The 19,649-nt window shown below is 69.9% G+C and carries 20 protein-coding genes and 1 pseudogene; 13 read left to right on the top strand and 8 right to left on the bottom strand.

Annotation, left to right across the window (positions count from 1 at the left end; all coding sequences use genetic code 11):
• Positions 1 to 241 precede the first annotated feature (241 nt).
• Positions 242 to 772, top strand: coding sequence for a 2-C-methyl-D-erythritol 2,4-cyclodiphosphate synthase (ispF, locus tag IEY82_RS13065; RefSeq protein WP_189124558.1), 531 nt, complete (start codon positions 242 to 244; stop codon positions 770 to 772).
• Positions 773 to 814: 42 nt separating this feature from the next.
• Here the strand turns inward: ispF and IEY82_RS40310 are convergent.
• The 4 genes and pseudogenes from IEY82_RS40310 to IEY82_RS13050 form a co-directional block, all read right to left on the bottom strand.
• Positions 815 to 1,120, bottom strand: a pseudogene (locus IEY82_RS40310) (DUF6086 family protein); the annotation flags it as partial.
• Between the two features lie 114 nt (positions 1,121 to 1,234).
• Complete coding sequence (locus tag IEY82_RS13060; RefSeq protein ID WP_189124350.1) at positions 1,235 to 1,966, bottom strand: SRPBCC family protein; 732 nt, start codon at positions 1,964 to 1,966, stop codon at positions 1,235 to 1,237.
• On the bottom strand, positions 1,963 to 2,550 hold the full coding sequence (locus IEY82_RS13055; RefSeq protein WP_189124349.1) for an ArsR/SmtB family transcription factor: 588 nt from the start codon (positions 2,548 to 2,550) through the stop codon (positions 1,963 to 1,965). Before IEY82_RS13055 ends, IEY82_RS13060 begins: the two co-directional genes overlap by 4 nt.
• Positions 2,551 to 2,593: 43 nt before the next feature.
• Positions 2,594 to 3,124, bottom strand: a complete 531-nt coding sequence (locus IEY82_RS13050; RefSeq protein WP_189124348.1) for an inorganic diphosphatase — start codon at positions 3,122 to 3,124, stop codon at positions 2,594 to 2,596.
• 159 nt (positions 3,125 to 3,283) lie between these two features.
• Here IEY82_RS13050 and IEY82_RS13045 point away from each other — a divergent pair, with 159 nt between their 5' ends.
• The 8 genes from IEY82_RS13045 (at position 3,284) to clpB (ending at position 13,470) form a co-directional block, all read left to right on the top strand.
• A complete protein-coding gene (locus IEY82_RS13045) occupies positions 3,284 to 5,920 on the top strand; it encodes an AAA family ATPase (RefSeq protein WP_189124347.1) in 2,637 nt (878 codons plus the stop codon).
• 117 nt (positions 5,921 to 6,037) lie between these two features.
• Complete coding sequence (locus IEY82_RS13040) at positions 6,038 to 6,484, top strand: Hsp20/alpha crystallin family protein (protein ID WP_189124346.1); 447 nt, start codon at positions 6,038 to 6,040, stop codon at positions 6,482 to 6,484.
• Between the two features lie 19 nt (positions 6,485 to 6,503).
• The gene (locus IEY82_RS13035; protein WP_189124345.1) at positions 6,504 to 6,977 is read left to right on the top strand and encodes a YflT domain-containing protein; all 474 of its coding nucleotides are present in this window, start codon (positions 6,504 to 6,506) and stop codon (positions 6,975 to 6,977) included.
• Positions 6,978 to 7,047: 70 nt separating this feature from the next.
• Positions 7,048 to 8,931 carry a molecular chaperone DnaK gene (dnaK, locus tag IEY82_RS13030; protein WP_189124344.1) on the top strand — a complete coding sequence of 628 codons (1,884 nt, stop codon included), beginning with the start codon at positions 7,048 to 7,050 and terminating at the stop codon, positions 8,929 to 8,931.
• 6 nt (positions 8,932 to 8,937) lie between these two features.
• Positions 8,938 to 9,600: a nucleotide exchange factor GrpE gene (locus IEY82_RS13025; RefSeq protein ID WP_189124343.1), complete on the top strand. Its 663-nt coding sequence runs from the start codon at positions 8,938 to 8,940 to the stop codon at positions 9,598 to 9,600.
• Positions 9,600 to 10,550 (top strand): DnaJ C-terminal domain-containing protein, encoded by a 951-nt coding sequence (locus IEY82_RS13020; RefSeq protein WP_189124342.1) that lies wholly within the window; start codon positions 9,600 to 9,602, stop codon positions 10,548 to 10,550. The genes IEY82_RS13025 and IEY82_RS13020 overlap by 1 nt, the downstream gene beginning before the upstream one ends.
• Positions 10,547 to 10,840, top strand: a complete 294-nt coding sequence (locus IEY82_RS13015) for a chaperone modulator CbpM (RefSeq protein ID WP_189124341.1) — start codon at positions 10,547 to 10,549, stop codon at positions 10,838 to 10,840. The genes IEY82_RS13020 and IEY82_RS13015 overlap by 4 nt, the downstream gene beginning before the upstream one ends.
• 11 nt (positions 10,841 to 10,851) lie before the next feature.
• Entirely contained in the window at positions 10,852 to 13,470 is a 2,619-nt protein-coding gene (gene clpB / locus IEY82_RS13010; RefSeq protein ID WP_189124340.1) for an ATP-dependent chaperone ClpB, read from the top strand.
• A gap of 49 nt (positions 13,471 to 13,519) precedes the next feature.
• Here clpB and IEY82_RS13005 read toward each other — a convergent pair whose 3' ends face one another.
• From IEY82_RS13005 to IEY82_RS12990, 4 genes are all read right to left on the bottom strand, one after another.
• A complete protein-coding gene (locus IEY82_RS13005; protein ID WP_225263212.1) occupies positions 13,520 to 14,011 on the bottom strand; it encodes a phospholipase in 492 nt (163 codons plus the stop codon).
• 62 nt (positions 14,012 to 14,073) lie between these two features.
• Positions 14,074 to 15,696 carry a GMC oxidoreductase gene (locus tag IEY82_RS13000; RefSeq protein WP_189124339.1) on the bottom strand — a complete coding sequence of 541 codons (1,623 nt, stop codon included), beginning with the start codon at positions 15,694 to 15,696 and terminating at the stop codon, positions 14,074 to 14,076.
• 31 nt (positions 15,697 to 15,727) lie between these two features.
• The gene (locus IEY82_RS12995; protein ID WP_189124338.1) at positions 15,728 to 16,207 is read right to left on the bottom strand and encodes a carboxymuconolactone decarboxylase family protein; all 480 of its coding nucleotides are present in this window, start codon (positions 16,205 to 16,207) and stop codon (positions 15,728 to 15,730) included.
• Positions 16,204 to 17,283 carry an NAD(P)H-dependent amine dehydrogenase family protein gene (locus IEY82_RS12990; RefSeq protein WP_189124337.1) on the bottom strand — a complete coding sequence of 360 codons (1,080 nt, stop codon included), beginning with the start codon at positions 17,281 to 17,283 and terminating at the stop codon, positions 16,204 to 16,206. Before IEY82_RS12990 ends, IEY82_RS12995 begins: the two co-directional genes overlap by 4 nt.
• Before the next feature lie 182 nt (positions 17,284 to 17,465).
• Here IEY82_RS12990 and IEY82_RS12985 point away from each other — a divergent pair, with 182 nt between their 5' ends.
• From IEY82_RS12985 to IEY82_RS12970, 4 genes are all read left to right on the top strand, one after another.
• Positions 17,466 to 17,774 (top strand): YbaB/EbfC family nucleoid-associated protein, encoded by a 309-nt coding sequence (locus IEY82_RS12985; protein WP_504783680.1) that lies wholly within the window; start codon positions 17,466 to 17,468, stop codon positions 17,772 to 17,774.
• A gap of 158 nt (positions 17,775 to 17,932) precedes the next feature.
• Complete coding sequence (locus IEY82_RS12980; RefSeq protein WP_189124335.1) at positions 17,933 to 18,280, top strand: hypothetical protein; 348 nt, start codon at positions 17,933 to 17,935, stop codon at positions 18,278 to 18,280.
• Complete coding sequence (locus IEY82_RS12975; protein WP_189124334.1) at positions 18,277 to 18,723, top strand: hypothetical protein; 447 nt, start codon at positions 18,277 to 18,279, stop codon at positions 18,721 to 18,723. The genes IEY82_RS12980 and IEY82_RS12975 overlap by 4 nt, the downstream gene beginning before the upstream one ends.
• Positions 18,724 to 19,231: 508 nt before the next feature.
• Positions 19,232 to 19,630 (top strand): YbaB/EbfC family nucleoid-associated protein, encoded by a 399-nt coding sequence (locus IEY82_RS12970; RefSeq protein ID WP_189124333.1) that lies wholly within the window; start codon positions 19,232 to 19,234, stop codon positions 19,628 to 19,630.
• Positions 19,631 to 19,649 lie beyond the last annotated feature (19 nt).

Below are 19,649 nucleotides of genomic sequence, written 5' to 3'. Positions count from 1 at the left end.
CGGTTCATCGGCGAGGGCGACCGTCGGGCCCGTCGCGTACCCGATGGTGCGGGAGACGAGGAGTGGAAGAGCGTCACGAGGAGCGCGATCAATGCCGTGAGGTACGTCTCCGCGGATCGAGCATGATCGGCAGACTTCGTACAGCGACCGCTGCGACCATCGAAAGATCAGCGGGGTTCAGGCGACCTTCGGTAGTGTCGGTGTCCTGCCGATGGCTGGTTTCAAGGAGATCATCGCCGCGATGACGACCCCGTGTGATGACGCGCCGCTTGCCTGTTTCCCGCTGCCCCGGATCGGGACCGGGGTGGACATCCATCCGTTCGCGGCGGGACGGCCCATGCGCCTCGCGGGTTTGGACTGGCCGGACGAACCGGTGGGTCTTGCCGGGGAGCCGGATGGTGATGTCGTCGTTCATGCCGCGTGCAACGCGCTGCTGACAGCGGCGGACCTCGGCGACTTGGGCGCCCACTTCGACACATCCACCCCGGAATGGGAGGGTGCCGCTCCGACCGTGTTGTTGGCCGAGACCGCCCGGCTGGTCAGCAACGCCGGATTCAGGATCGGCAACGTGTCGATCCAGTTGATCGGTGAACACCCCAGACTGGGTCCTCGCCGGGTGGAAGCCCAGAAGGTCCTTACGGCCGCGCTCGGCGCACCGGTGTTCCTCGGCGCCGCCACTCCGGAGGGGCTGGGCTGGATCGGCCGTGGCGACGGCCTCGCGGCCATCGCCAACGCCCTGATCGTCGAGGTGCCGAGCGTCAACGGCGGCTGATGTCGGCGGCGCGTGCTGGTCGCCGTCCAGCAGGTGCCCCTTCATGGCCGGACGCGGTCGGGTGTCGTGGCGGCCGCGTTCGATGAGCACCAGGGCCGTCGCGATGAAGCCCTCCATGAGGGAACGCAGGATCGGATGGTTCGAACGCTCGTAGCGCGCTATGAGCGCACCCACGAAGGCCGCGAAGGCGGCCAGGTCGATCTCGCATTCGTCGTTCTTCATGGGACCGAGACCCGTCGGCGACCCCGTCTCGGGGGCGAGCGCCTCCGCTGATCGCATGAACAGGCCGGCGACTCCGTTCGACGGGTTCCAGAGGACTTGATCGCCGACCTGGAAATACTGGCTCATGCTCTCCCCGTCCGGTGGTTCTTCGGTCTGGAGGCGCCGTGCGTCCCGGCGGGTGAAGGGGGCTGCTCGGTCGGAGGTGCCGGGCAGCCCGCTCGTGAGGCACATTCGGGGGGGTCAGCCGAAGCGTTCGGCCGTCCAGGCCTCCCAGGAGGACTGCTCGTCGCGGCCGGTGAAGTTCTGGTGGCTGAGTACGAGGGCGTCGCCGCGGTCGGTGCCGGAGTGGATGAACCGGTAGAGGCCCTCGCCGGTCCGGACGCCCAGGTTGACGGGCAGGTTGGCGTAGAAGACGACCCCGGCCGAGCCGTCCGGGAGGCGGACGTCGTCGCCCTCGGCCACGTCGGGCGTGACGCCCAGTGAGTCCGTGACCGTCTTCCAGACGGCGTCCGGGCCGCCCGCCCCAGGCCGGACGACCGTGGTGACCGACGGGGCGCGGCCGGGGAAGTGCGTGAGGTAGTGCTTGAGCGTCTCCAGGTAGATGGGCCAGCCGGCCCGCAGCGCCTCGAACTCGCTCTCCCAGTCGTCGCCGAGGATGCCGCTCTGCACGACCCGCAGCACGGTCGTGCCGCCGCCGCGTCCCTCGATGAGGTATTCGGTGGCCATGAACTGACCGTCGGGGGCCTCCGCACCGCGGATCGCGAGGCGGGTGCCCGGCTCGTGGGCGGTGATCGTGGCCTGCTCGGTCTGGCCCATCATGGTCAGGTCGGCCGGCTCGCCCACGGCGGTGCCCAGCTCGGTGTGTCCCATGAACCAGGAGTCGATGCCCGGCCCGGTCGCTATCGCGTCCCAGACCTGCTCGGGGGCGGCGTTGAGCTCGATCTCCAAGCTCATGCTGAACGGGTGCGTCATCGGTTTTCCTTCGTGCTCGGGTGGACGGCGACGACGATCCGGTGGTCGCGGCCCTGCTCGGCGGACTCGTCGTGATACTTGGAGACCAGGGCCGTGACGGCTCCGGCGAGCTCCTGGGCGAACGCGGCCCGGTCGGCGGCCGAGGCGAAGCGCACCTCGCCGTCGATCGCGAAGGTCGCCAGGTGCTTGCGCGCCCGGGTGGCGCCGGTGATGAGCGCCCCGACGTCGCGGACCAGCCGGGCCGCGACGGCCAGCAGCCAGCTCGCCGACAGCTGGTCGGGGGAGCGGGCCGGGTCGGGCTCGACCGACGCCAGCGCGGCCGGGGAGATCACGTAGGAGGTGGCGGTGGCACGCAGGATGCGCTCGTTGACGTTGCCCTTGCGGCGCTCCTCGATCATCTCGACGAGCCCGTGCGCCTCCAGCGTCTTCAGGTGGTAGTTGACCTTCTGCCGGGGCAGGCCGACCTTGGCGGCCAGCATGGTCGCGGAGGCGGGCTCGCTCAGCTCGGCCAGCAGCCGGGCCCGGATGGGGTCCAGTGAGATCTCGGCGGCTGCCGGGTCCTCGATCACGGCGATGTCCTGCATGTCTCGCACGGTATTACCGACAAATAATTTTGTCAAGAAAGTCCTAGTTGCCGGTAGCGCTGTCCCCCGGCCGCGACGGTTCGCTCACGGGTGCCTGCGACGCGAACCGCAGGATAGCCTCCTCGACCAGGCGCTCCGCGGACTCCCGGCGCTCCCAGCCGCGCGCGTTCGCCGACTTTCCGGGCTCCAGGTCCTTGTAGACGCCGAAGAAGTGTCCGATCTCGGCTCTGACGTGCACGGGCACGTCGTCCATGTCCCGGTAGTGGTCGAAGCGGAGATCATCCACGGGCACGCAGAGGATCTTGGCGTCCGGGCCCCGCTCGTCGAGCATCCAGAAGACCGCGATCGGGCGGGCTCGGATCACGCATCCGGGGAACGTCGGCGCCTCGCCGAGCACCAGTGCGTCCAGTGGGTCGCCGTCCTCGGCCAGGGTGTCGGGCAGGAAACCGTAGTCGTATGGGTAGGCGGTGGCGGTGAACAGCAGCCGGTCCAGCCGGATCCGCTGCTTCACGGTGTCCATCTCGTACTTGTTCCGCGAGCCTTTCGGTGTCTCCACGATGACGTCGAACCGCATCTCGCCATCTCCCCAGACCTTCGGCGTCCGTCTCGACCCCACTGCTCGGAGCCGGGGCGGATAAACCCCTGCCGACCTGGGCTCAGGTCCGTGAAAGATCTCCACGGGCATGGGATTCTCCGGTCACTCCCCGGTAAGCGGACCCTCGGGGGACGCGAGATGCGAGGACGCGCACGGGAATGGCGCGCTGTCGACGACCTGCTCCGGACGGTCGAGGGCGGCGGAGGCGGGACGCTGCTGGTGGACGGCGAGCCCGGAGCCGGCCGGACCCGGCTGCTCGCCGAAGCCGCCGCCGCCGCGTCGGAGCGGGGCATCGGCGTGGCCCGCGCCGGACCGCAGGAGCTGGGCGAGCTGGTCCCGTGCGGCGTCCTGTTCGAGGCGCTGGACCTGCCGCTACCGCCTGATCAAGCCGAGCAAGACGAGCCGTTCGCCCTGCTCGACGCGCGGGCGCGGACGCTGGAACGCCTGCGGGCCGGTTTCGAGGAACGGGCCGCGACACCGATGCTGGCGGTGCTCGACGACCTGCACCGGGCGGATCCGGCGACGCTGATGGCGCTGCGCGCGCTCCACCGCCTGCTCGCTCCGCGACCGGTCGGCTGGCTGCTGAGCCGCTCGACCGCCGCGGACGAGGGCCGGAGCGCCACCCTGTTCGACCTGCTGGAGCAGGAAGGAGCGGCCAGGGTGGCCCTCTCCCCGCTCTCCCCGGACGCGGTGACCGAGCTGCTTCGGGACCTGCTGGGAGTGTCGTTCGGCCCGGCGCCGCCGGCCATCGTGGCCGCCGCCGGTGGCAGTCCGCTGCTCATCACCGAACTCGTCGCCGGCCTCCGCGAGGAAGGTCACCTGCGGGTCACCGGCGACCGGGGCGTCCTGCCGTCCGCGCACGTTCCCGACCGGGTCCGTACGGTGGTGCGACGCTGGATCGACGCGCTGAGCCCGGACGCCCGAAATCTGATCGAGACGGCGGCCGTGCTCGGCCGGGCGTTCTCTCCCGAGCAGGTCGCGTCGCTGCTCGGCGTCACACCGGCCGCGCTGCTCCCGTCGGTGGAGGAGGCCATGGCATCGGGCCTCCTGGCGGTCACGGCGCATGGTCTCGCGTTCCGCCACGAGCTGGTGAGGCACGTCGTCACCACCTGGATCCCCCGACCGGTACGGCACGCGCTCCTGGACCAGATCGGCACGCTCATGTGCCCCGAACCGGCGACCCGGTCACAGGCCGTGCCCCGTCCCGGCCACACCGTCGCCTTCATCGACACGGCCATCGGGGCGGGCCGGTTGCGCGAGGCCGAGCAGATGGTCAGGGGGCGCCTCAACGGCCACGGCTCGGCGCAGGGCGTGGCCGAGTTGCGCTGCGCGCTGTCGGACATCATGTACCTGACCGGCAGGATCGACGAGGCCGTCCGGGAGGCCGAGAGGGCGCTGGCCGTACCCGAGCTTCCCGCTCATGTGCGCGAGCGGGCGACCCTGGCGCGTCTGTACGCCATGACCGGCCTGTCGCAGGACGGAGGGGCGGCGCGGGCGTACGCGAACCAGGTGCTCGAAGGGGGCCTTCGGCACGGCACGGCCGCCACGGTCGGAGCCCTGATCGTGCTCGCGGCGTCCGAATGGGACAAGGGGCGGCTCTCCCGCGCGTTGCGGCTCGCCGGAGACGCCCGTCGCCTGGCCGACGCGAACGAGACGGCGGCGCACCACTACGAGTCCCGTCTCGTCTCCGTCGCGATGCTCACGGAGGTTCACCGACTCGACGAGGCGGCGGCGATCCTGCGGGAGGCGCGCGACGAGATGTCCGCCCGTGGCCACCTGGCCTGGGCCGCGGAGGCCGCCGCGCTGCAGGCCCGGATCGACCTGGTCGCGGGCCGGCTGGCCGGCGCCGTCACCGAGGCGGAGCGGGCGCTGGATCTCGCCACCGCGCTGCGCACGCCCCTTTCCATGGCGGCGGCGGGGTCGGTGCTCGCCACCGTCGCGCTGCGGCGTGGCGATCTGCGGGCGGCGGCGCGGTACGTCACCGCCATGCCCGGCGGGGCTCTCGACGGCCGTGCCCGCCACGCTCTGCTGTCGGCGCGGGTCGCGGAGGTGCGCGACGGCCCGTCGAGCGCGATGACCCTGCTCACCAGGTTCCCCGGCCCGCTCGGGTGGCACCGCTCGATGCTCATGACGGAACCCACGGCGAGCGCCTGGCTGGTACGCGTCGCCCTCGCCGTGGACGACCGCGCGGCGGCCGCGGCCGTGGTCGCCGCCGCGGAGGCCCTCAGCCGTGCCAACCCGGAGTTCCCGGCGCTGGTCGCCGCGGCCGCGCATGCCCGGGGGCTGCTCGACGGCGACCGCGTCGCCCTCGCCCAGGCCGCCGAGCAAGCGGAGGACGTATGGGCACGGGCCTCGGCCGCGGAGGACCTCGGCGTGCTGCTCGTCGCGGCCGGACGGCGTGAGGAGGCCGTCGGCAGCCTGGACCGCGCGCTCGCGATCTACCACGACACCGGGTCGCTCAGGGACTCGGCGCGGGTCCGGCAGAGGCTGCGTGGCGTGGGCGTGTGCCACCGGCACTGGAGCTACGCCGACCGGCCGGTCTCCGGCTGGGACAGCCTGACCGAGACCGAACGCGACGTCTCGTTGCTCGTCGCGGACGGATGGACGAACCGGCAGGTGGCGGAGCAGATGTTCATCAGCGTGCACACGGTCGCGTTCCACCTGAGGCACGTCTACCGCAAACTGCACATCAACTCCCGGGTCGAGCTGGCCCGGCTCGCGGTGACGCAGGGGCGGATCGACCCCGAGCCGCCGTCGGCCGCGATACCCGGCTGAACCGCCGCCGTTTCGGACAAGTGCCGGGACCGGTACTACCCATCTGGGGGATGTGGCGGTGAAAGCCTCGGAGAAGTCTCAAAGCGTGGGCACCGAAGTCCATCGAAGGAGGCTGTCATGGCACTGCTCGTAACGCGCCGCAGGGGCGGCGAGACGCTTCCCTCCCGCGAGTTCGAGGACGTGTACGACCGGCTGGGCCAGCTCATGAGCGCGGCCCTGGGAGAGACCGAGGGCGGAGTCATGGGCCCGTGGATTCCCATGGCGGACGTCTCGGAGACCGAGAACTCGTTCGTCGTCGAGGTCGACGTTCCAGGCGTGAGCAAGGACCAGATCGACGTCCAGCTCTCCGAACGTGAGCTGATCGTCAGCGGGCAGATCGAGGAGCGCGAGCACGAGCGCAGGCACCGCAAGACGCGCAGGACCGGCAGGTTCGAGCTGCGCACCCTGCTCCCGGGCGACGTCGATGACGAACGGGTCGACGCGCGCCTGCACGACGGCGTGCTGACCCTCACCATCCCCAAGGCGGAGGCCGCCAAGCCCCGGCACATCGAGATCTCCGCCTGAGGGCGGCAGAGGAGGAGCCATGTCCGTCGCCGGGTCTGGTCCCGTCACCGCCAACCGGGTGCCGATAGCCAGTTACAGGACGTACGAGGAAGCGCAGAGGGCCGTCGACCACCTGTCGGACCAGCAGTTCCCGGTGAAGGGGACGCTGATCGTGGGAGCGGGTCTGCATCTGGTGGAGCAGGTGGTCGCGCGCATGACGTACCTGCGCGCGATCGGGATGGGCGCCGCGGGCGGAGCCTGGTTCGGGCTGCTCATCGGCCTGTTCCTGGGGATCTTCGCGCCCACCGTCGGCTCCATGGCCGGTCTGGTGCTGTGGGGGCTGGTGTGGGGCATCGTCGCCGGAGCGATCTACGGCCTGATCTCGCACGCCCTGCAGGGCGGCCGGCGGGACTTCGTCTCGCGGAGCAGCCTGGTCGCCGACAAGTACGAGGTTCTCGTCGAGTCCGAGCACGCGGCCAGAGCCCATGAAGTGCTCGGCAAGTTGAGCGGCTAGCGAAGACAGCGGCTAGCGAAGACGAGCGGCCGGTGAGACGAGGGGCCGGGCCGCCAAGGGGGAGTGAGCAATGGCGAAAGCAGTCGGCATCGATCTCGGCACCACCAACTCGGTGATCGCCGCCACGGAGGACGGTGAGCCCAAGGTCATTCCCAACGCGGAGGGCTCCCGGACGACGCCGTCAGTGGTGGCGTTCACCGACCAGGGCGAGCGGCTGGTCGGCCAGCTCGCCCGCCGTCAGGCCATCCTCAACCCGAAGGGGACCATCTACTCCGCCAAGCGTTTCATCGGCCGCCGGTACGACGAGGTTTCGAGCGAACTCAACGCCGTCTCCTTCGACGTGGTGGAGGGGCCGGACGGGGCCGTCCGCTTCCAGGTCGGCGACAAGCAGTACGCGCCGGAGGAGGTCTCGGCCCTCGTGCTGCGCAAGCTCGCCTCCGACGCGGCCAAGTACCTCGGCGAGAAGGTGACCGAGGCGGTCATCACCGTCCCCGCGTACTTCAACGACGCCCAGCGCCAGGCGACCAAGGACGCGGGGCGCATCGCCGGGCTGGAGGTCCTCCGGATCATCAACGAGCCGACCGCCGCCGCGCTGGCCTACGGGCTGGAGAAGAAGGGGAACGAGACCGTGCTGGTCTTCGACCTGGGCGGTGGCACGTTCGACGTCAGCATCCTGGACATCGGTGAGGGGGTCATCGAGGTCCGCTCCACGTCCGGCGACGGGCATCTCGGCGGCGACGACTTCGACCGCAGGATCGTCGACCACCTGGCCGACGAGTTCCAGCGCGAACAGGGCATCGACCTGCGGCGCGACCCGCAGGCCCTGCAACGCCTCTTCGAGGCGGCGGAGAAGGCCAAGACGGAGCTGTCCGCGGTGACCCAGACCACGATCAGCCTGCCGTTCATCACGGCCGACGCCTCGGGGCCGAAGCACCTCAACGCCACGCTCATGCGGTCCACGTTCGAGCAGATCACCGCCGACCTGGTCGAACGCTGCGTCCACCCCGTCGAGCAGGCGATGGAGGACGCCAAGCTCCGGCCGGCCGACATCGACGAGGTGATCCTCGTCGGCGGGTCCACCCGGATGCCGGCCGTGCAGAGCCTCGTGCGCAGGCTCACCGGCGGCAAGGACCCCAACATGACGGTGAACCCGGACGAGGTGGTGGCCATCGGCGCCGCCGCTCAGGCGGGCATCATCAAGGGCGAGGTCGAGGACGTCGTGCTGCTCGACGTCACGCCCCTCTCGCTGGGCGTCGAGACCCTCGGCGGCCTCATGACCAAGGTCATCGAACGCAACACCACGATCCCGGCCCGCCGGGCCGAGACCTTCAGCACGGCCGAGGACGACCAGAACGCCGTCGACATCGTGATCCTGCAAGGGGAGCGGGACCGCGCGGCCGACAACCGGGTGCTCGGTCGCTTCCGGCTGGAGAACATCCGCCCGGCGCCGCGTGGCACGCCGCAGATCGAGGTCACGTTCGACATCGACGCCAACGGCATCCTCAACGTGACCGCCCGCGACAAGGACACCGGCGCGGAGCAGCGGATCACCATCAGCGAGAGCTCCAACCTGGACAAGTCGGAGATCGAGCGGATGGTCGCGGACGCCGAGCAGCACCGCAGCGAGGACGTCCGGCTCCGGGAGGCGGTCGACGCGCGCAACGAGCTCGACTCGGTCGCCTACCAGGTGGAACGCCGGCTGCGGGAGCTTGGCGACACGGTGGCCGTGCACGAGAAGGCGCGGGCCGAGCAGCTCGTCGCGGACGCCCGGCAGGCGATCAAGGAGGAGGCGCCGATCGACCGGCTGCGCTCCCTCAGCGGCGAGCTCCAACAGGTGTACCACGGCCTCGGGGCCACGGCCGCCGGCCCGCGGGAGGGGGCTCAACCGGGTGCCGCGCCGGGCGGCGACGACGTGATCGACGCCGAGTTCACCTCCTCCGACTCCGAGACCTGACGTGACATGAACGGTCACGAGGACAGACCGGGAACCGCCGGCCGGCCGGGCGGCGGCCCTGAGCGGCGCGCGCGGCCCGAGGAAGAGCCCCGGGAAGCCGCGACCGCCCGGCCTGAGGACGTTCGGACGGAGGACGCCCTAAGTGAGGGCGCCCGGAGTGAGGGCGCCCGGAGTGAGGGCGCCGGGCCTGAGGGCGTCGGGCCTGAGGACGTCCGGACGGAGACGGATGCCAAGGTCGCGGAGCTGGAGGACCGGTGGCTGCGCGCCGTCGCCGATTTGGACAACCTCCGCAAGCGCTTCTCCCGTGACGCCGAGCGGCTGCGGGCCGAGGAGCAGGACAGGGTCGCCGCCGAGTGGCTGCCCGTGCTGGACAATCTGGAGCTCGCGCTGAGCCACGCGGCCGGTGACGAGGAGGGTGGCGCGGCTCCGATCATGGACGGGATCCGCGCGGTGCGTGACCAGGCCGTCGCCGTGCTGGCCCGCCTCGGCTACACCCGGCACGACGAGACCGGCGTGCCGTTCGATCCGGCCCATCACGACGCGATGGCCACCATCGCGCGGCCGGACGTCGAGCCGGGCACCGTCGTGCAGGTGGTGCGGCCCGGTTACGGCGACGGCCGGCGGCAGTTGCGCCCCGCGGTCGTGGTGGTCGCGAAAAAGGCGGACTGATGGCCCCACGGCGGGATTTCTACGAGGTGCTGGGCGTGGGCCGGAACGCCGACCAGGACGAGATCCAGCGGGCCTACCGCAAGCTCGTGCGCGCCCACCATCCCGACGTCAACAAGGATCCCGGGGCTGAGGACACGTTCAAGGAGGTCTCCGAGGCGTACTCCGTGCTGTCCGATCCCGAGACGCGCCGCCGGTACGACGCGTTCGGGCACGACTTCCGCCAGGTGCCGCCCGATGTGGATCCCGAGCAGTGGGCGCGCGCCCGGGCGGGAGCGGGCGCGCGGGCGGGCGCCGGCGGGCCGCGACGCTCGGCCCGCGCCGAGGACTTCGGCTTCGGCGGGGCGGAGGGGGTCGACGTCGACCTGGAGGATCTGCTCGGCGGCATGTTCGGCGGACGCGGCCGGCGGCGCTGGGGGCCGGTGCCCGGAGCCGACCAGGAGGCGGAGCTGCCGCTCACGGTGGAGGAGGCCTATCGCGGCGGGCGGCGCGCGATCACGCTGTCCGGCGGGCGGCGGCTGGACGTCACGATCCCGGCCGGGGTCACCAACGGTCAGCGCATCAGGCTCGCCGGCCAGGGCGGTCAGGGCACCGAGGGAGGCAGGCCGGGCGACCTCTACCTGATCGTGCGGATCGCCGACCATGCCCGCTACCGCGTGGAGGGCCGCGACATCCACACCCCCCTGCCGCTCGCGCCGTGGGAGGCGGCGCTGGGCGCCACGGTGGCCGTCGACACGCCGGGCGGCGAGGCCAAGGTGAAGGTGCCTCCGGGCTCCTCGACCGGCCGCCGCCTGCGGCTTCGCGGGCGCGGCATGCCCAACCCGCGCGGCGCCGCCGGTGACCTCTTCGCCGAGGTGCGGATCATGGTGCCGCAGCGGCCCACCGACGAGGAGCGGCGCCTGTTCGAGCAGCTCGCCGCCGCGTCACGGTTCGACCCGAGGAGGCGTTCATGACCTACGCGCTCGTCCGGCCGGTACGGCTGGACCTGAACTCCTACGCGCGTGCCACCGGGCTGCACCCGGAGATCGTGCGCCGCCTGGTGGCGCTGGGTCTGCTCGAACCGGTCCGGGACGCCAGGGGAGAGCTGTGCTTCTCTCCCACGCAGGTGGCGGTGGCCGCGCGGATCCGGAGGCTGCACGACGGCCTGTCGATCAACTACGCCGCGATCGGCCTGGTGATCGACCTGCTCGACCGCATCGACAGGCTGGAGGCCGCCCTGCGGAACGCCGCACCACGACACTAGGGGGATTTGCAGTGGATCCGAACCGGTTGACGCAGAAGTCCCAGGAGGCGCTGCACGACGCCCAGACCAAGGCCCTGCGCTACGGGCACACCGAGGTCGACGGCGAGCACCTCCTGCTGGCCCTGCTCGAACAGCAGGAAGGGCTCGCCTCCCGGCTGATCGAGCAGACGGGAGCCGACCTGAAGGGTCTCCGCACCGAGCTGGAGGGGGAGCTGTCACGCCGGCCCCGGGTCAGCGGTCCGGGCGCCGAACCCGGCCAGGTCTTCATCACCCAGCGCCTGTCCCGGCTGCTCGACACCGCGGACCGGGAGGCGAAACGGCTCAAGGACGAGTACGTCTCGGTCGAGCACCTGCTGCTGGCCCTGATCGAGGAGGGGGACGGGACCGCGGCGGGACGACTGCTGCACGGTCAGGGGCTGACCAGGGACCGGTTCCTGCAGGCGCTCACCGCCGTCCGCGGCCACCAGCGGGTCACCTCGGCCATGCCCGAGGTGGCCTACGAGGCTCTGGAGAAGTACGGGCGCGACCTGGTCGCCGAGGCCCGCGCGGACAAGCTGGACCCGGTCGTCGGGCGCGACACCGAGATCCGGCGGGTGATCCAGATCCTCTCCCGCAAGACCAAGAACAACCCGGTGCTGATCGGCGATCCCGGCGTCGGCAAGACCGCCATCGTCGAAGGGCTCGCCCAGCGGATCGTCCGCGGTGACGTTCCCGAGGGGCTCCGGGACAAGACCATCTTCAGTCTGGACATGGGCTCGCTGGTGGCCGGCGCGAAGTACCGCGGGGAGTTCGAGGAGCGGCTGAAGGCCGTGCTGAACGAGGTGAAGGCGGCGGCGGGACAGATCCTGCTGTTCGTCGACGAGCTGCACACGGTGGTCGGAGCGGGCGCGGCCGAGGGGGCCATGGACGCCGGCAACATGCTCAAGCCGATGCTCGCGCGCGGCGAGCTGCACATGATCGGCGCGACCACGATCCAGGAGTACCGCCAGCACATCGAGAAGGACGCGGCCCTGGAGCGCAGGTTCCAGCCGGTGCTCGTCGAGGAGCCGTCGGTCGAGGACGCCATCTCGATCCTGCGGGGGCTGCGCGAGCGGCTGGAGGTCTTCCACGGCGTCAAGATCCAGGACAGCGCGCTCGTCGCCGCGGTGACGCTGAGCCACCGCTACATCGCCGACCGGTTCCTCCCGGACAAGGCGATCGACCTGGTCGACGAGGCGTGCGCGATGATCCGGACCGAGATCGACTCCATGCCCGCCGAGCTGGACGAGCTGACCCGGCGCGTACGGCGGCTGGAGATCGAGGAGGCCGCGCTGGCCAAGGAGGAGGATCCCGCGAGCCAGGCCCGGCTCGCCGACCTGCGCAAGGAGCTGACCGGCCTGCGCGCCGAGGCCGACGCGATGCGGGCGCAGTGGGAGGCCGAGCGTTCGGCCCTGCGCAAGGTGCAGGTCCTGCGGGAGGAGCTGGAGCACGTACGCAGGGAGGCCGAGCAGGCCGAACGCGCCTATGACCTCAACCGGGCCGCCGAGCTGCGCCACGGCAGGCTGCCCGAGCTGGAACGCCGGCTCCGGGCCGAGGAGGAACGGCTGGGCACCCGGCAGCACGGGCACCGGTTGCTGCGCGAGGTGGTGACCGAGGAGGAGATCGCGGCCATCGTCTCCCGCTGGACCGGCATCCCGGTGAGCCGCCTGCAGGAGGGCGAGCGGGAGAAGCTGCTGCGGCTGGACCAGATCCTGCACGAGCGGGTCATCGGGCAGGACGAGGCCGTGCGGCTCGTGGCCGACGCCGTCATCCGGGCCCGCTCCGGCATCAAGGATCCCCGGCGCCCGATCGGCTCGTTCCTCTTCCTCGGCCCGACCGGGGTGGGCAAGACCGAGCTGGCCAAGGCTCTCGCGGCGGCGCTGTTCGACACCGAGGAGAACATGGTCCGCATCGACATGAGCGAGTACCAGGAGCGCCACACGGTCAGCCGCCTCATGGGCGCCCCGCCCGGCTACATCGGCTACGAGGAGGGCGGTCAGCTCACCGAGGCGGTGCGGCGCAAGCCGTACTCGGTGGTGCTGTTCGACGAGATCGAGAAGGCGCACGCGGACGTGTTCAACACGCTGCTGCAGGTCCTCGACGACGGGCGGCTGACCGACGCGCAGGGCCGTACGGTCGACTTCCGCAACACGGTGGTCATCATGACCTCGAACATCGGCTCGCAGTACCTCCTCGACGAGGTCACCCCCGATGGCGAGATCAAGCCCGAGGGGCGCGAGCTGGTGATGGGCGAGCTGCGCCGGCACTTCAGGCCGGAGTTCCTCAACCGGGTCGACGACATCGTCCTGTTCAAGCCGCTGACGGAGGCCGAGATCGAGCGGATCGTCGAGCTGATGTTCACCGACATCCGGAAGCGGCTGGCGGACCGGCGGCTGACCCTGGAGGTCACCGACGAGGCGCGCCGCCTCATCGCCACCGAGGGGTACGACCCGGTCTACGGCGCCCGGCCGCTGCGCCGCTTCATCTCCCGCGAGGTCGAGACCAGGATCGGGCGCGCTCTGCTCGCCGGTGATGTCCCGGACGGATCGGTCATCACGGTCGACGCCGACCAGGGCGAGCTGAGCGTCGTCTTCCACGAGCCGGAGAGCTGAGCTCGCCACGCGGCCTTCCCCTGGCCGTCTCCGGCGAGGTCAGGCGAGGTCAGGCGATGTCGGCCGTGCCGCCCAGGCCGCGCACCGCCGTGTAGTAGGTGTCGGCCGTTCTGCGGCAGATGACGCCCTTGTATGACTGGAGTCCCGAGTACTTGCGGCACACGTCGTACATGTCGTCCTTGAAGTTCTGGTCGATGTCGCCGCGTACGTCCTCGTTGAACCGGCCCTGGCGCTTGTAGTTGCGGTAACCGAAGTCGTGACGCTGGCAGGAAGGCAGGAAGTTGAACCCCTCAGGCTTGTCCGGCGCCCACGAGCAGCCGTCGGAGGACCAGTCGATCTGGTCGGCCCACGGCCGCGTGCTCCGGTTGGTGAGGAAGGTCTCGATGGAGACGCCGAACAGGAAGTCGTCGGTCTGCTGCCGGAGCTCGGTCTCCGTCAGCGTCTCCAGCACCGCCGAATCCGCGTGGGCCGGAATGGCGACGGCTAAGCCGGCGACCGTCATCACCATGGCGGCGATGACCCTCGCTGAACCGTTTCTCATGGGCACGGACATTCCTTTCACGACAGTTCTCGGGGGGTGATCCGGCCGGTGGGAGGAGCTGCTCACAGGTCGGTGGCGATGATCCGCTCGATGTTCCGCTCGGCCAGCGCCGTTATGGTGACGAACGGGTTGACGCTGGTGTTGCCGGGGATCAGCGAGCCGTCGATGACGTACAGGCCGGGGTAGGCGGTGAGGCGGCCGTAGTTGTCGGTGGCCTTGTTCAGCACCGCGCCGCCGAGCGGGTGGTAGGTGAGGTGGTCGCCCCAGATCTTGTACGCGCCGAAGAGGTCGGACCGGTAGACCGTCCCCTCCTTGGAGTTGATCTTGTCGAAGATCGTCTTGGCCATGGTGATGGCCGGCTGCTTCCAGGCGGTCTGCCAGTCGAGGTCGACCCGGCCCTGCGCCGCGTTCCAGGTGAACTGGGCGCGGTTCGGATTCCTGGTGATCGACAGGTAGAACGAGGCGAACGTCTCGATGCCGGTGGGCAGCGGCGCGACCTCGGCGAACGCGCCGCCCGCGGCCCAGTTGTCGATGCCGGAGCAGGGAATGGTCGACTGGAGACTGCCGGTCGGGTCCCACAGGTGGTTGGCCCGGCCGCACATCACGTTGCCGTTGTCGCCCCAGCCCTTGCCGATCTCGCCGTTCAGGTTGGGCAGCGCGCCGGTGGCCTTCAGCTTGACCAGCAGCTTGCTGGTGCCGACGCTGCCGGCGGCGAAGAACACCCGGTCCGCGGTCACGGTCTTGGTGGCCGTGGTGTCGCCGCTGGTGTTGAGCTGGGCGATGACGACCGTGTAGCCGCCGCCCGATGCCGGAGCGACCGAGGTGACCTGGTGCAGGGCCGAGACGGTGACCCGGCCGGTGGCCCTGGCCTGGGCGAGGTAGGTCTTCTGCAGGGACTTCTTGCCGTGGTTGTTGCCGTAGAGGATCTCGCCGGCCAGCGCCGACTTGGTGACGGTGCCGGCCGCCTCCTGCTTCATGTAGTCCCAGTCGTACACGTCGGGCACGAAGACGAACGGGAAGCCGGAGCGCTGGGCGTGCTTGCGGCCGACACGGGAGTACTGGTAGCAGGCCGTGGTGTCGAACCAGGCCGGGTCGATGGAGCCGACGCCGAGCCCGGCGTTGGCGCGCGGGTAGTAGACGTTGTACATCTCGTCGGCGTTCACCGACGGGAGAATGGCGGCGAAGTTCTCGCGCTTGGGCGTGACCGCCATGCCGCCGTTGACCAGCGAGCCGCCGCCGACCCCACGGCCCTGGTAGACCGTGATGCCGCTGAAGTCCTCGGCGTCCAGGATGCCGGTGTAGCGGGAGATGTCCCGGTCGATCGGGAAACCGAGGAAGTAGTTCAGGGGCGCCTTGGTCCGGGTGCGCAACCAGTAGGAGCGGTGGTCCGGCTCCAGCGTGTTGCAGAAGATCTTGCCGTCGGAGCCGGGCGTGTCCCAGGCCATGCCCATCTCGATCAGGTGCACGTGGACGCCGGCCTGGGCCAGGCGCAGGGCGGCGACGGAGCCGCCGTACCCGGTGCCGATCACCAGGGCGGGGACGCGCGCCCCGTCGGCGATCGGACCGGCGGCGGCCCTGGCCGGGGTGGCGCGGCCCGACAGAGCCGCGAGCCCCAGGACGGAGCCGGTGCCGGCGATGAACCCACGACGCGAGACGCTGTTGGAGCCAGGGACGGTGCCGCTCATCGGTCCTCACTCTCCTAAGACATGACGGGTTCTACCTGGAGGGCAGCTTGCAGGCGGTGTCGAGGCCGAGTACGTGGTTGAGCCGGCCGAACGCCAGCCAGGAGCCGATGCTCATGCTCAGCTCGACGATCTCGACCTGGCTGTAGCAGGCGGTCATCCGGGCCCAGAACTCGTCGTCGAGGCCGTGGTGGTCCAGCGCGTACCGCTCGGCGTACTCGGCGGCCAGCCTCGTGCGGTCGTCGAACGCGGAGGTGGTGCGCCAGTCGGTCACCGCGTCGGCGAACTCCTCCTCGACCCGCTGCCCGTCCCGTTCGGTCCGCCAGTCGAGGCAGAAGGCGCACCCGTTGATCTGCGCGATCCGCAGCCGCGCCGCCTCGAACTCGCGCAGGCCGAGGGTCGTGTGGGTGTAGACCGACAGGGAGAACTTCGAGGCGGCGAGGCCGATGCCGGGGACCATTTCCCCCCACACGTACGCGATCGGGTCCTGGCCCTCGGGGACGTCGATGTTCACGCGTGCTTCCTTCCGAGCCTGCCGACGGCGGGGCGCAGGGGGACGTCGAGCGCGTCGTAGAGCCCTGGTTCCGCGTCCACGAGCCAGTCGATGGCGTTCACCAGCCGGCCCGCCGCGGTGGCGTTGCCGCCCGCCGCCCGGTTGCCGTCCTCGTCGGTGGCCTCGACCGTGACCTCGATGCGCGGGCGGCCCTCGATGATCACTCGGTGCGCCCCGTCGCCGTCGGGCGGCGTCGGCCAGTCGGGCGCGCAGGACGGGTGGATGCGGGTGACGTGCTCGATCACGATGCGGGGCTCGCCCTCGACGACGCCCTGCACCTCGAAGCGCACCGCGCCCTGGGTGCCGGCCTCGAACTCGCCCATCGACAGGGTGCTCACCGTGGAGTCGAGCGGGCGCCGGTCGAGGGTCTCGCGGATCTCGTCGAGCTCGACGCCGAGGGCCCTGGCCATCAGGCGCACCTGGCCGCCCCACACCATGGTCGGGACCGTCGGCGCGAGCATCGGCGGCTCGTAGTCCATCGGCTGGCCCATGCCGACCAGGTAGCGGACCGAGTCGGGCTGGTCGTAGGCGGAGTAGTCGAAGATCTCCTGGCAGCGGATCACGTCCACGGTGGCGCCGAGCCCGCTGATCAGCAGCGGCAGCACGTCGTTGCCCCAGCCGGGGTCCACGCCGGAGACGAACAGCGAGCCGCCGCCGTCGGCGATCGCGTCGAGCACCTGGTCGCGCAGCTCGGGCGGGGCGCCGCGATGGTCGTAGAGGGCGTACAGGGCGGGGGTGACGACGACGGCGCCGGCGCGGATGGCCCGGACGACGTCGGCCAGGGCCTCGTCGGGACGGATGTCACCGGACGCGGCGTACACCACGGCGCGAGGACCGGTGGCCAGCACCGCGTCGACGTCGCCGGTGGCCGCGACTCCCAGATCGTGGCCGAGGCCGCCGAGCTCGCCGGCGTCGCGGCCTGTCTTGCCGGGGTCGTGCACGAGTACGGCGGTGAGTTCCAGCGCCGGATGGGCCTCGACGGCGCGGATGGCGGCGCGGCCGACGTTGCCGGTGCCCCAAACGATCGTGGTGACCATGGGCGGAGCGTAACAAGCGCTTGGTTAGGTGTATAGCGTGTCCTCCCAGACTTGCTCACAAGCGGGGGTTTGCGAAGTTTGCGGTGCTCTACCACGCGAAGATCAACCCGGCTATTCTCGCCACTGCAGGTTGACCCTGTCTCCACCAGGCTCTACGGACGCAATCTCGTATCGGAGCAGAGATGAACGATCGTCGCCCGACCGAAGCAGGCCACTCGGGAAGGCAGAGCCTTCCCTCCTGGAGTGAGCCCGCGTCTTCGTTGTCCGGCCGCGGGATGTCGGAAGACGAGAGTGTCCAGGTCACGATCGGCTCGAACGGGCTGGTCGAGCGCATCCAGATGGATCCCCGTGTGATGCGCGGAGGACCGGAAGAGGTCGCCGGGCTCGCCCGTGACGCGATGCGAAACGCCCAGCAGGACTGGTTCCGCCAGCTCGCCCAGGCGAAGTCCGCGCACGCGTCGGAGGCGCGGAAGGTCGAGAAGCGCCTGTAGAAGACCGGACGGGACCGCGCGAGATCCGAGCAGCCGATGCGGGAGCTCCAGGGAGTGCTCGGCAGGCGCCGAGAGAGCAGTAGGTGATCGACCTGGCGACCGCTGTCGCTGTCCGGCCCGAGGATAGAGAGCGTTGAATGTCCGCAGACTCTGAGCAGATGAAGATCACCCCTAAGTCCCTCCGCCATGCGTCGACGGAAATCGCCGAGGCGGCCAGTGGCATCACTCGTGACCTCGCGGATGCCTATGGCATAGGAGACCCTGCCGTCACGGAGAATCTCTCGGCCCATGAGGAACTCCTCACCAAGGAGTCCTTGCGCCCATCTGTCAAGGCAGAGATTCCGCTGCTGACCAAGGCCAGGAAGAAGCTGTCCCTGCAGGTGATGTACGGCTCGGACGGGCTCAAACGGATGGCCGACAACATCGATCTCGTAGAAGACGAGAACTTCGCCGCATTGTTCGAGGGCGCCAGGAAGGCGCTCGAGCGGTCCGATTGGCGACCATGATGTACAACCTCAGGGATTACCCAGACCTGTACGACGCAGTCGTCCACTGGACGGCTAAGAAAGCGATGAACTTCCGCTTCCCGGCCGATAACGAATCTGATCGGCGTGTGGCGGGTGAATACTGGCGCGGGGTCGTCGACCTGATCAAACTGTCACATGCGAATAACAAGCGCGAAACCCTTGAAGAGGTTCTCGGCTCGATACGGAAGGCGAACGAGGGGCCGGCGGTCGAAGCGTTTCTGGACTACTGGGATTCGGTCCCCCACCGAAACGCGGGTAGGCTCGCCCTCCAAGTCAGAATGTTCGCGGACCTGCTGACGGATACCGGCGAAGCCATAAAAGAGTACAAGCGGTTAGCTTTGGAGAGCCTGTACGCGCTCAAGCAGGCACTGGACGACGCCAACAAGCATGCCTGGGCGTCTTTGGCTGCCCGGTGTCACTGATATGGCAGACCGGGAGCGACGGGCCAGAGAACTCATTCAAGAATTCGATATGATCATCACGCCTGAGCGAGCGAAGCTCCTGAATATGCTGAACCAGCGGTGGGGCGATTACCGCACTGCGACCGAAGGCACTGCGGAGGGGATCGCCAGAGACATTCCCGAAGGGCTCCGTTTCAGCGAGTGACTGGTCCTCGGGCCGCATTGGGCCCTGGGCGCCGGCCTAGGCAGCCCATCGAGGTGGTGCTCACCGTGGAGTCGAGAGGCGCCGGTCGAGCATCTTCTCGAGTTCGACACCGCGGCACCCATCATCAGGCACTGTCCTCGCCCCTGCGGATTGATTCGTCCTCCACCAGGCTGACGGACGCGTTCTCGTATCGGGTGGAGATGAGGGATCCTCGCCTTCGAGGTTCGCTACCCTTCCGCAGGAAGATCGACCCGGCTATTCTCGCTCTGCAGGTTGACCCTGTCCCCACCAGGCCTATGGACGCATACTCATATCGGAGCCAAGATGAACGATCGCCGTCCGACCGAAGCGAGCCACTCGGGAAGGCGAGACTTTCCCGGCCGGCGTGAGTCCGCGCCTTCGTTGTCCGGTCATGGGGTGTCGGAAGACAAGAGCGTCTCGGTCGCGATCGGCGGGGACGGGCTGGTCGAGCGCATCACGATAGATCCGCGCGTGTTACGCGGAGGCTCCGAGGCGGTCGCCGAACTGGCTCGTGACGCGATGCGACGTGCCCAGGAGGACTGGTTCCGCCACTTCGCCCAGGCAGAGGCGCCCGCGCGTGCGGAGGAGGCGCGGAAAGTCCAGGAGCGTCTGCGGCAAAGGTTGGACGAGCTCGAAGTGAAATACGAGCAGCGGTTGCGGGAGCTTCAGGGCACGTTCAACAGGTCGCCGAAACACGACTAGTTCATCAATCTAGTGAACC

The organism is Nonomuraea cavernae, assembly GCF_014646355.1.
In the GTDB taxonomy this organism is placed as follows: Bacteria; Actinomycetota; Actinomycetes; order Streptosporangiales; family Streptosporangiaceae; genus Nonomuraea; species Nonomuraea cavernae.
This window is presented reverse-complemented; position numbering and strand designations above follow the sequence as displayed.